Source organism: Nitratireductor sp. GCM10026969 (assembly GCF_042660605.1).
Classification (GTDB): domain Bacteria; phylum Pseudomonadota; class Alphaproteobacteria; order Rhizobiales; family Rhizobiaceae; genus Chelativorans.
On sequence record NZ_JBHSUM010000148.1, the window covers coordinates 1 to 10,239 of the forward strand.

General features: G+C 65.2%; 11 protein-coding genes. 1 reads left to right on the top strand and 10 read right to left on the bottom strand.

Going from position 1 to position 10,239, the window contains the following annotated elements:
- The 6 genes from ACFP9U_RS20580 to ACFP9U_RS20605 form a co-directional block, all read right to left on the bottom strand.
- Nucleotides 1–998, bottom strand: a 998-nt coding sequence (locus ACFP9U_RS20580) for a thymidine phosphorylase (RefSeq protein ID WP_378624326.1), incomplete at its 3' end; no start/stop codon positions are given.
- A 63-nt stretch (nt 999–1,061) separates the two neighbouring features.
- Complete coding sequence (locus ACFP9U_RS20585; RefSeq protein WP_378624327.1) at nt 1,062–1,868, bottom strand: purine-nucleoside phosphorylase; 807 nt, start codon at nt 1,866–1,868, stop codon at nt 1,062–1,064.
- Nucleotides 1,865–2,260 carry a cytidine deaminase gene (locus ACFP9U_RS20590; RefSeq protein WP_378624329.1) on the bottom strand — a complete coding sequence of 132 codons (396 nt, stop codon included), beginning with the start codon at nt 2,258–2,260 and terminating at the stop codon, nt 1,865–1,867. Before ACFP9U_RS20590 ends, ACFP9U_RS20585 begins: the two co-directional genes overlap by 4 nt.
- Nucleotides 2,260–3,231, bottom strand: coding sequence for an ABC transporter permease (locus ACFP9U_RS20595; RefSeq protein WP_378624330.1), 972 nt, complete (start codon nt 3,229–3,231; stop codon nt 2,260–2,262). The genes ACFP9U_RS20590 and ACFP9U_RS20595 overlap by 1 nt, the downstream gene beginning before the upstream one ends.
- Nucleotides 3,231–4,370 carry an ABC transporter permease gene (locus tag ACFP9U_RS20600; protein ID WP_378624332.1) on the bottom strand — a complete coding sequence of 380 codons (1,140 nt, stop codon included), beginning with the start codon at nt 4,368–4,370 and terminating at the stop codon, nt 3,231–3,233. Before ACFP9U_RS20600 ends, ACFP9U_RS20595 begins: the two co-directional genes overlap by 1 nt.
- The gene (locus ACFP9U_RS20605) at nt 4,367–5,899 is read right to left on the bottom strand and encodes an ABC transporter ATP-binding protein (RefSeq protein WP_378624335.1); all 1,533 of its coding nucleotides are present in this window, start codon (nt 5,897–5,899) and stop codon (nt 4,367–4,369) included. Before ACFP9U_RS20605 ends, ACFP9U_RS20600 begins: the two co-directional genes overlap by 4 nt.
- Nucleotides 5,900–6,117: 218 nt before the next feature.
- On the opposite strand from ACFP9U_RS20605, the gene ACFP9U_RS20610 reads away from it, so the two are divergent.
- The gene (locus tag ACFP9U_RS20610) at nt 6,118–6,321 is read left to right on the top strand and encodes a SlyX family protein (protein ID WP_378624336.1); all 204 of its coding nucleotides are present in this window, start codon (nt 6,118–6,120) and stop codon (nt 6,319–6,321) included.
- A 17-nt stretch (nt 6,322–6,338) separates the two neighbouring features.
- Here ACFP9U_RS20610 and ACFP9U_RS20615 read toward each other — a convergent pair whose 3' ends face one another.
- From ACFP9U_RS20615 to ACFP9U_RS20630, 4 genes are all read right to left on the bottom strand, one after another.
- The gene (locus ACFP9U_RS20615; RefSeq protein ID WP_378624338.1) at nt 6,339–6,962 is read right to left on the bottom strand and encodes a GNAT family N-acetyltransferase; all 624 of its coding nucleotides are present in this window, start codon (nt 6,960–6,962) and stop codon (nt 6,339–6,341) included.
- An 80-nt stretch (nt 6,963–7,042) separates the two neighbouring features.
- Entirely contained in the window at nt 7,043–7,861 is an 819-nt protein-coding gene (locus tag ACFP9U_RS20620; protein ID WP_378624339.1) for a class I SAM-dependent methyltransferase, read from the bottom strand.
- A gap of 210 nt (nt 7,862–8,071) precedes the next feature.
- Nucleotides 8,072–9,778, bottom strand: a complete 1,707-nt coding sequence (rpsA, locus tag ACFP9U_RS20625) for a 30S ribosomal protein S1 (RefSeq protein ID WP_378624341.1) — start codon at nt 9,776–9,778, stop codon at nt 8,072–8,074.
- Nucleotides 9,779–10,014: 236 nt separating this feature from the next.
- Nucleotides 10,015–10,239 (bottom strand): (d)CMP kinase (locus ACFP9U_RS20630; RefSeq protein WP_378624344.1); only part of this gene is annotated, 225 nt, incomplete at its 5' end.

The window sequence follows — 10,239 nt, forward strand, 5'->3', positions numbered from 1 at the left end:
GGCAGGTGTTCGCGCGCTTTCTCCGTGAAGTCGGCGGGGCCGCCGAGGGCGTGCACCATCCTGCCGAAACACGCCGCCGCCTGGCCGCTGTCGAGCGCGGCGCGCGTGCGGTCATAGGCCTCGCGGGTGGAGGTGGCGATCCCGGCCGAAAGCAGCATCTCGGCGGCGAGCGCCAGCGTGACCTCTTCCAGCCGCTGGGCGCGCGACTGTCCAGTGAGGAAATCCACCGCGTTCAAGACCTCGACGGCGTTGCCGGCGCAGGAGGCGAGCGGCTCATTCATGTCGGTAATCAGCGCGCTGGCGGACAATCCGGCGCCGTTTGCCACCGCGACCAGGCTATCGGCCAGCCGCCGGGCTTCCCGCGGGCTCGCCATGAAGGCGCCGTTGCCGGACTTGACGTCGAGCACCAGCGAGCCCAGCCCCGCCGCCAGCTTTTTCGACAGGATGGATGCGGTGATCAGCGGGATCGATTCCACCGTGCCGGTGACGTCGCCCACGGCGTAGAAGCGGCCGTCGGCCGGCGCCAGCGTCCCCGTCTGGCCGATGATGGCGCAGCCGGCTTCGCGCACGGATTTTGCGAACAGTGCCCCGTCCGGTTGGCTCTGGTAGCCGGGGATCGAATCCATCTTGTCGAGCGTGCCGCCCGTGTGCCCCAGTCCGCGCCCTGAGATCATCGGCACATAGGCGCCGCAGGCGGCCACGATCGGCGCCAGCATCAGCGAGACGTTGTCGCCGACGCCGCCGGTGGAGTGCTTGTCGGTGACGGGCCCGGGCAGCGACGACCAGTCGAGCACCTCGCCGGAATCACGCATCGCCAGCGTCAGCGCGACGGTCTCTTCCCGCTGCATCCCGTTCAGGAAGACGGCCATGGCGAGGGCGGCGACCTGCCCCTCGCTCCAGGCGCCGGAAGCCAGCCCGGCGGCGAAGTCGGCGATTTCCGCCCCGGAAAGTGTTTCGCCGTCGCGCTTCCTGCGGATGATCTCCTGCGGCAGCGGCATGGTCACGATACCTGGAAATGTGTGTGCCCCTGGGCGTGAAGGAGCATCGTCCGGTCAATCCCGCTATGCATCCACCAGCCCCTCCGCGAACAGGCATTGCAGCACCCCGGCAAGCTTCTCCCCGCCCACCGGCGCCATGTCCTTCGTCTCCTCGTGGGAGAGCTCGCCCACCGCCATGCCGGCGCCGAGATTGGTGATCACCGAGCAAGCGGCCACCTTGAGGCCGAGAAAACGCGCCAGGATCACTTCCGGCACGGTCGACATGCCGACGGCATCGGCGCCGAGCGTGCGCGCCATGCGGATCTCGGCGGGCGTCTCGAAGCTGGGACCGGAAAACCACATGTAGACGCCCTTGTGGAGGCTCACGCCGGCCTTTTCGGCCGCCCGTTCGAGCGCGGTCCTGAGATCCGCGTCATAGGCCTCGCTCATGCCCACGAAGCGGCGGTCGGTTTCCTCTCCGATCAGCGGGTTCATGCCGGAAAAATTGATATGATCTTCGATCAGCATCACCGAGCCGGGCGGCATGTCCGCCGTCAGCGAGCCGGCGGCGTTGGTGAGAACCAGATGCTCGACGCCGATCCCCGCCAGAGCCTCGAGCGCCGGGCGCATGCCGGCGGCATCGCCCCGCTCGTAGTAGTGGGCGCGGCCGGAGAGCATGAGCACCGGCCGGCCCTCCATGTATCCGGCGACGAGCGCGCCGGCATGGCCGGTTACGCCGCTTTGCGGAAAGCCGGGCAATTGCGCGTAAGGGATGCGCACCGGCTTTTCCACCGCCTCGACCAAGCCGCCGAGCCCGGAGCCCAGCACCAGTGCGACCCGGGGAGCAAGCCCCTCCAGCCGCTCCGTCAGGAGGTCCACGGCTTCCTTCACCGGTTCGCCTCCAGATCGAAGGCGCGCGGGAAGACCGTCGCGAACGGCACCGTCTCCACCACGCCGCCGATGTCGCACAGATGCAGCCTGGCATCCGCGGTGACGAATTCCGCCAGCCTCTGCCGGCACCCCCCACAGGGCATGATCTTCGGCATCTTTTCCGCCACCACGGCGATTTCCGCAACCTTGCCGCCGCCCGCCATGATCATGTGGCCGAGCGCCGTGGTCTCGGCGCACCAGCCTTCCGGGTAGGAAGCGTTCTCGATATTGCACCCGGCATGGATCGCGCCCGCCTCGGTGCGCAATGCCGCGCCGACTGGAAAGCGGGAATAGGGCGCGTAGGCGCGGTCCATGGCGATCCTTGCGGCCTGAAAGAGGGCTTCGGTGTCCATCAGCGTTCCTTCACATAAGGCACGCCGCCGGCGCGCGGCGGGATGGCCCGCCCGATGAAGCCGGCGAGCAGCACGACGGTCAGGATGTAGGGCAGAGCCTGGATGAGTTGCACCGGCACCTGCCCGATGAGCGGCAGCGGCATGCCCTGGATGCGGATGGCGAGGGCGTCGAGAAAACCGAACAGCAGGCAGGCGAACATGACCGGCACCGGGCGCCACTTGGCGAAGATGAGGGCGGCGAGCGCGATGAAGCCGCGCCCCGCGGTCATGTCCTTCACGAAACCGGCGTTCTGCGCCAAGGCCAGATAAGTGCCCGCAAGTCCGGTCAGGACACCCGTGCAGATGACCGCGCGATAGCGCAGCCAGGCGACCGAAATGCCAGCCGTATCCACCGCCGCCGGATTCTCCCCGACCGCCCTCAGCCGCAGCCCGAAACGGGTGCGGAAAAGCGCCCACCATGTGAACGGCACGAGGAGGAAGGCGATATAGACGAGCAGCGAATGGCCGGACAGGAGGTCGGAATAGATCGGCCCCAAGACCGGCACGCCGCTCACCGCCTCCGCGAAAGGCAGGTGAAGCGCGCCGAAGCGCCCTTCCGCCCCGAGAAGCGGTGTGCGGCCGCCCTGGGAGAACCAGGCCTGGCCGAGGATCACCGTGGAACCGGCGGCAATGAAATTGATCGCCACGCCGGAGACGATCTGGTTGCCGCGATGGGTGATGGAGGCGAAGCCGTGCACGAGCGCGAAGAAGACGGAGACCAGGACCGCCGCAATAAGGCCGGCCCAGGCCGAGCCGAAGACCGCCGCCGCCGCACCGGCGGCGAAGGCCCCGGCCAGCATCTTGCCCTCGAGCCCGATATCGAAAACGCCGGAGCGCTCGGAATAAAGGCCGGCAAGGGCTGCAAAGAGCAGCGGCACGGACAGCCGCACGGTGGAATCGAGCAGGAGAACGAGCGTGTTGAAGGTCTCCATCAGGCGCGTTCCCCTTCCTTGACGGCCGGGGGCACGTCCCCGCGCTCGAAACGCGCAAAGAGCGCCTGCAGGTTCGGCCGGAACATGTGTTCCAGCGCCCCGGCGAACAGGATCACGAGCCCCTGGATGATGACGATCATGTCGCGCGAGATGCCGGGCATCTCGAAGGAAAGCTCCGCGCCGCCCTGGTAGAGCATGCCGAAGAGGATCGCCGCCGGCACGATGCCGGCTGGATGGGAACGCCCCATCAGCGCCACGGCGATGCCGACGAATCCGGCGCCGGTGACGAAATCGATCTGCAGGCGATAGAGCTCGCCCATCACCGGATTGAGCGCCATCATGCCGGCCAGCGCGCCGGAGATCAGCATGGTGAGAATGATGATGCGCACTTCGCTCACCCCGCCGTAGCGCGCGGCACGGGGACTGTGGCCGCGCATCCGGATCTCGTATCCGAGCCGCGTGCGCCAGATGAGCAGCCAGACGAAAAACGCCGCGGCGAGCGCCAGAAGGAAGGACAGGTTGAACGGGGAGGAGCGCACCGAAAGCCCCAGCGCTTCCAGAAGCCAGTTGAGCTTCGGCAACTGCCCGCCTTCCAGAAACGCGCGTGTCTGCGGTGTCTGGCTGGCGACCGGCCTGAGCACATTGACCAGGAGATAGACCATCAGGCTGGCGGCGATGAAATTGAACATGATCGTCGTGATGACGATGTGCGAGCCGCGCCTGGCCTGGAGATAGGCGGGAATGAGCGCCCAGGCGGCGCCGAAGAGGGCTGCGCCGAGTATGGCCAGCGGAAAGGTCAACCACCAGGGAAAGATACCGTCGAAGGCGAGGCAGGCGAGCGCCACGCCCAGCCCGCCGACATAGGCCTGCCCCTCGCCGCCGATGTTGAACAGGCTGCAGTGAAAGGCGACGGCCACGGCAAGCCCGGTGAAGATGAAGCTCGTTGCGTAATAAAGCGTATAGGCGATGGCCTGGCCGCGCCCGACTGCCCCGTCGATGAGAATGACGGCCGCGCGCAGCGGGTTCTCGCCGATCATGAGCACGACGAGCCCGGCGACGAGGAAGGCGACGAAGAGATTGATCAGCGGGATGAGGCCGTAGTCGGCCCAGGCGGGCAGCTTGGCGTAGGGGGTGCTCATTCCGCTGCTTCCTTCTCCGCGACGCCCGCCATCAGCAGGCCGAGCTCGTTCTCGCCGGCGTCGGGCCCGCGCTCGCCGACGACGCGCCCGCCGCACATCACGATGATCCGGTCGGAAAGCGAGCGGATCTCGTCGAGCTCGACCGAGACGAGAAGCACCGCCTTTCCCTGGTCCCGCATATCGATGAGCCGGCGATGGATGAACTCGATCGCTCCGACATCCACGCCGCGCGTCGGCTGGCCGACGATGAGCACCTGCGGATCCTGCTCCATCTCGCGCGACAGCACGATCTTCTGCTGGTTGCCGCCGGAAAAGTTGGCGGTCTTGAGCCGCGCATCGGCCGGGCGGATATCGTATTTGGCGATCTTGTCCTCGGCGTCGCGGCGGACGGCCTCGACATCGAGAAAGGGACCCTTTCGGTATTTGTCCTGCCGGTGATAGCCTAAGATAGCGTTCTCGCTCTCCTCGAAGGGCAGGACGAGGCCCATATGGTGCCGGTCTTCCGGCACATGCGCCATGCCGCGCCGGCGCAGGTCCGCCGGATCGGCCGCGCCGGTCAGGTCCACCGGCCGGCCGGCCAGCGCCACCGTTCCGGAAACCGCCGTGCGGATGCCGGTGATGGTTTCCAGAAGCTCCGACTGGCCGTTGCCGGCCACTCCGGCGATGCCGACGATCTCGCCTGCGCGCACGTCAAAGGAGACATCCTCGACCATGGTGACCCCGCGCGCGTCCTTCACCGTCAGGTCCCTGACCGAAAGAAGCACCTCGCCCGGCCTGGCGGGGCCCTTCTCGACGCGCAGGAGAACACGGCGGCCGACCATCAACTCCGCCAGTTCTTCCACGGTGGTCTCCCCGGTCGGCCGCGTGGCGACCAGCGCACCCTGGCGCATGACCGAGACATTGTCGGTGACCGCCATGATCTCACGCAGCTTGTGCGTGATCAGCACGATCGTCTTCCCCTCATCCTTGAGCTGGCGCAGGATGCGGAAGAGATGGTCGGCCTCCGCCGGGGTCAGCACGCCGGTCGGCTCGTCGAGGATCAGGATCTCGGCGCCGCGGAACAGCGCCTTCAGGATCTCCACCCGCTGCTGCAGGCCGACCGACAGGTTCTCGACCACCGCGTCCGGATCGACCTCCAGCCCGTAATCGCGCTCCAGCCGCTCCAGCTCCGAGCGCGCCTTGGCGATGGAGGCCTTCAGGAGCGGCTCGCCCTCCGCACCGAGGATGATGTTTTCGAGCACCGTGAAATTGTGCACCAGCATGAAGTGCTGATGCACCATGCCGATGCCGCGGCGGATGGCATCGCTCGCGGAAAGGATCTCGGCGCGCTCGCCCTTGACGTAGATTTCGCCGCGGTCGGCCTGGTAGAAGCCGTAGAGGATCGACATCAGCGTCGATTTGCCGGCGCCGTTCTCGCCGATGATGCCGTGGATGGTTCCCGGCGCGATGGTCAGGTCGATATCGCGGTTGGCGCGCACCGAGCCGAAGCTCTTCGTGATGCCCTTGAGTTCGATCGCGGCTTTGGCCATGCGCAGGCCCATTTCCCCGAGTTTTTTATCGTTTGGTCAAATCGGTAGCACGCGGATTTCCGCCTGCCAACCGGCTCCAGCTTACACTCGACAAAGCCTGGGGGAATTGTCAATTTTCAAGCGAGGCGGCGCCGTGCATCCATTCGGGCGCGCAACGGTGCTGTAAGGTATCCGGCACCGTGCTTTCGGCCGACTGCTGTATTCAAGGAGATCGCGAGATGAACGAGGACAGGCTGGAGGCGCTCGAAATCCTGGCGGCAGAACAGGAAAAGACGATCGAGGAGCTGTCGGCCCAGTTCGCCCACCAGTGGGCGGCGATAGACCGGCTCCAGAAGAGGCTCGATGCCTTGACTGAGCGGTTCCTGGCGCTGGAGGAGCGGGCCGCGCCCGACACCCCGGTGACGAAACCGCCGCATTGGTAGGCGACCCGGCGCTGCAGTCAGAAGCGAAGGCGGGCCATGGTGAGGACGTCCACGTACTCCCCGTCTGTGAACCCCGCCTTTACATGCTTGCCTTCCACCTCGAAGCCGTGGCGGCGGTAGAGCCGGATAGCCGGTTCATTTCCGGCATAGACGGTGAGTTCAATACGCTTCAGGCCGCGCCAGTTGTCGGCGACATCCAGCAAGGCCTGGAGGATGGCTGAACCGATTCCGCGCCCGACGAAATCATCCGCCACGCCCATGATGATGTCGCCAACATGCGCCATCCGTGCCCGTTTGCGGGCCAGAAGACGGCCGTGGCCCACGATATGGTCGTCCACTTCTGCGACCAACCAGGTATTCTCCCCTATCGAACCGGCAATCCGTTTTTCCCAGTATTCGACTGGTTCGAACGGTAAGCATAGTGTCCCGTGCCGGTAACCCGGCATGTTCGCGATATGACAAAGCGCGGCAGCATCGCTCGAACGGATCGCGCGGAGATTGGGTGTAAGGCGGTCAGATCTGGCAGAGGACATGGTCGGAAATCTTTGATGCTGAAAATTCGGATTATGCTTGTATCGAGGAATGTCGGCAAACCGATTCTGCGCATCTCTGATCGGAACGGACGGGTTTGCGGCGCCCAAGAGGCCTGCATCACCCGCAGATCCACTTCCCTGATTTTTTCGTCGGGATCGTTAGTGCGGATTGCCCGCAGGTCCACTGTCTAGCCATTCGGCTTTTGACCGCAGATCCACCAAACGCGATGCGGAACAGTGATGGGGTCGTCGGGGAAATGCTCCTGAAGCCGAGCTTCCAATATAGCGTCGAAGCGGGCGGTGTCGGCTTCGTCAAGGCTTGCCCTAATGCCAGCACTCGCTCTTATCCGACCACGCCAAGCCTCATGACTGTACACCTGATCGATGTCGAAAGACCGGGTCTCCAGATTCGTAAAACCAGCAGTTGCGAGGTCCATGGCCCATTGCGGATAGATACCGGCGCCCCCACCCATCGTCCAAGCGGGATTGGCGTCGAGAATGAGCCTTTCGGTTAGTTCGACGACATTGCCTGGCAGTGGCAGCCAGTCAAAATGGGCGACCGAAATAATGCCGCCCGGCTTCAGCACGCGAAGCGCCTCCGCAGCGCCTGCCGCACGGTCAAACCAATGCCAGCACTGGCCAGCGATCACCAAATCGAATGAACTGCTTGGAAAGGGTAGGTCTTCCGCGCGACCCCTTTTGTAGGAAACTTCGACACCTGCAAGGTGATCCATTGCCTTGGCCTCGTTCAGAAGAGGCTGAGACGGATCAACTCCGGTCACGTTCAAGCCGAGTAGGGCCAGACCACGCGCTATCGTTCCAGTGCCCGTGCCCAGATCCAGGGCCGCTTGCCGATGCACGAACCCTACATGGTCCGCGAAACGGGCAAAGAATTCCGGAGGGAATCCAGCTCTGAAACTGCGGTAGTCGGCCGCTGCACGCCCAAAGTCTACCTTCGCGCCGAAGGTGCGGGTGGCATCGAAAGATTGCCTTGCACTCGCTTTCATCGTGACCTGCTCCCCGGGCTTCGATGGAAGCAGCACCATACATAAGCTTTTTACGTTCATCAGCGGCTATGGTGTTGCACCCCGCTCGTAAGCGTCGTTCGGCGGCACCCTTACCCGAGATGGAATTCTCCCAGCGAAGCCTGAGACGAAAAGGCCCCGCGTACCTGAGGCACGCGGGGCCGTTGTCTTCGCGCAGCAGTATCGGAGGGCCTAGTCCTCCTTGTTCTCCTGCTGCTTCAGCGCGGCGCCCAGGATGTCGCCCAGCGAGGCGCCGGAGTCGGTGGAGCCGTACTGGGCCACCGCTTCCTTCTCCTCGGCGATCTCCAGCGCCTTGATCGAGACGTTGAGCCGGCGCGTCTTCTTGTCGAACTGGGTGACGCGGGCGTCGACCTTCTGGCCTACCGCGAAGCGCTCGGGGCGCTGTTCGGCACGGTCGCGCGAAAGGTCGGCGCGCTTGATGAAGGTGTCGAGATCGTGCTCGACCAGCCGCACGTCGAGGCCGGCATCCTTGACGCCGGTGACCTCGCAGGTGACGACCGCACCCTTGCGCAGGTCGCCGGAGGCGACCGCCTCGCCGACGGCATCACGGCCGAGCTGCTTGATGCCCAGCGAGATACGCTCCTTCTCGACATCGACGTCGAGCACCTGGGCCTGCACCGTATCGCCGCGGTGATACTCCTCGATCACCTGCTCGCCCGGACGCGTCCAGTCGAGGTCGGACAGGTGCACCATGCCGTCCACGTCGCCGTCCAGCCCGATGAACAGGCCGAACTCGGTCTTGTTCTTGACCTCGCCCTCGACCTGGCTGCCGATCGGATGGCTGCGGGCGAACGCTTCCCACGGGTTCTCCAGCGTCTGCTTGAGGCCGAGCGAGATGCGGCGCTTGACCGGATCGACCTCGAGCACGACCACCTCGACCTCCTGCGTGGTGGACAGGATCTTACCGGGGTGCACGTTCTTCTTGGTCCACGACATCTCGGAGACGTGGATGAGACCCTCGATGCCCGGCTCCAGCTCCACGAAGGCGCCGTAGTCGGTGATGTTGGTGACGCGGCCGGTCACCTTCTTGCCCAGCGGATACTTGCCGCCGATGCCTTCCCACGGGTCGGCCTCGAGCTGCTTCATGCCGAGCGAGATGCGGTGCGTCTCCTGGTTGATGCGGATGATCTGCACCTTCACCGTCTGGCCGATATTGAGGATCTCGGTCGGATGGTTGACGCGGCGCCACGCCATGTCGGTGACGTGCAGCAGGCCGTCGATGCCGCCGAGGTCGACGAACGCACCGTAGTCGGTGATGTTCTTGACCACGCCCTCGACCACCTGGCCTTCCTCGAGGTTCTGCACGATCTCCGAGCGCTGCTCGGCGCGGCTCTCCTCGAGCACGGTGCGGCGCGAGACGACGATGTTGCCGCGGCGCTTGTCCATCTTGAGGATCTCGAAGGGCTGCGGCGTGTGCATGAGCGGTGAGACGTCGCGGATCGGACGGATGTCCACCTGGCTGCGCGGCAGGAAGGCGACGGCCCCGTCCAGATCGACGGTGAAGCCGCCCTTGACCTGGTTGAAGATGACGCCCTCGACGCGCTCGCCGTTGTTGAACTTCTCTTCCAGCTTGATCCAGCTTTCCTCGCGGCGGGCCTTCTCCCGGGAAAGCATGGCCTCGCCCAGCGCGTTCTCCACGCGCTCGACATAGACCTCGACCTCGTCGCCCGGCTTCAATTCGCCGTCCTTGGCCCTGGCGCCGAACTCCTTGAGCGGCACCCGGCCCTCGACCTTCAGGCCGACATCGATGATGGCCATGTCCTTTTCGATGGCCGTGACAGTACCCTTGACGACACTGCCCTCGGCGACGTCGCGCTCGGTGAACGATTGTTCGAGAAGGCTCGCGAAATCGTCGCGAGACGGATTGAGTTGTGACATTGATGCTCCTGAAAAGGCCCCTTTACGGGGCAGGCGCCGGTGGTTTGCGTTGCGTCAAGCCTGCCGTGCATCCGGGCCGTTAGGCCCAGGCCGCCTTCAAGCGGCAGATCCGGCGCAAGGGGATGCTGGCAGGCCGGTTCATTTATCCAAGCAACCAAACGGGCCACAGTCACCAGTCTGGTTGCATACAAGCCAAAAAGCGCCTTTCGCCTCCCCGCGGGAGCCGTCAGCGCTTCTCAGTCCGCGTTTCTCCTGGCAAGCACCCCGTCGATAAGCGCGGTGGCCGCCTGGAACGCGGACTCTATATCCATTTCGCTGGTGTCTAGCAAGTGTGCATCCGCCGCCGGCTTCAGCGGACTGTCGGTGCGGCCCATGTCGCGCGCGTCGCGCCGTTCCACATCGGCCAGCACGTCGGCGTATTCGGCCGTGCCGCCGCCGTCGACGATCTCGCGCCAGCGGCG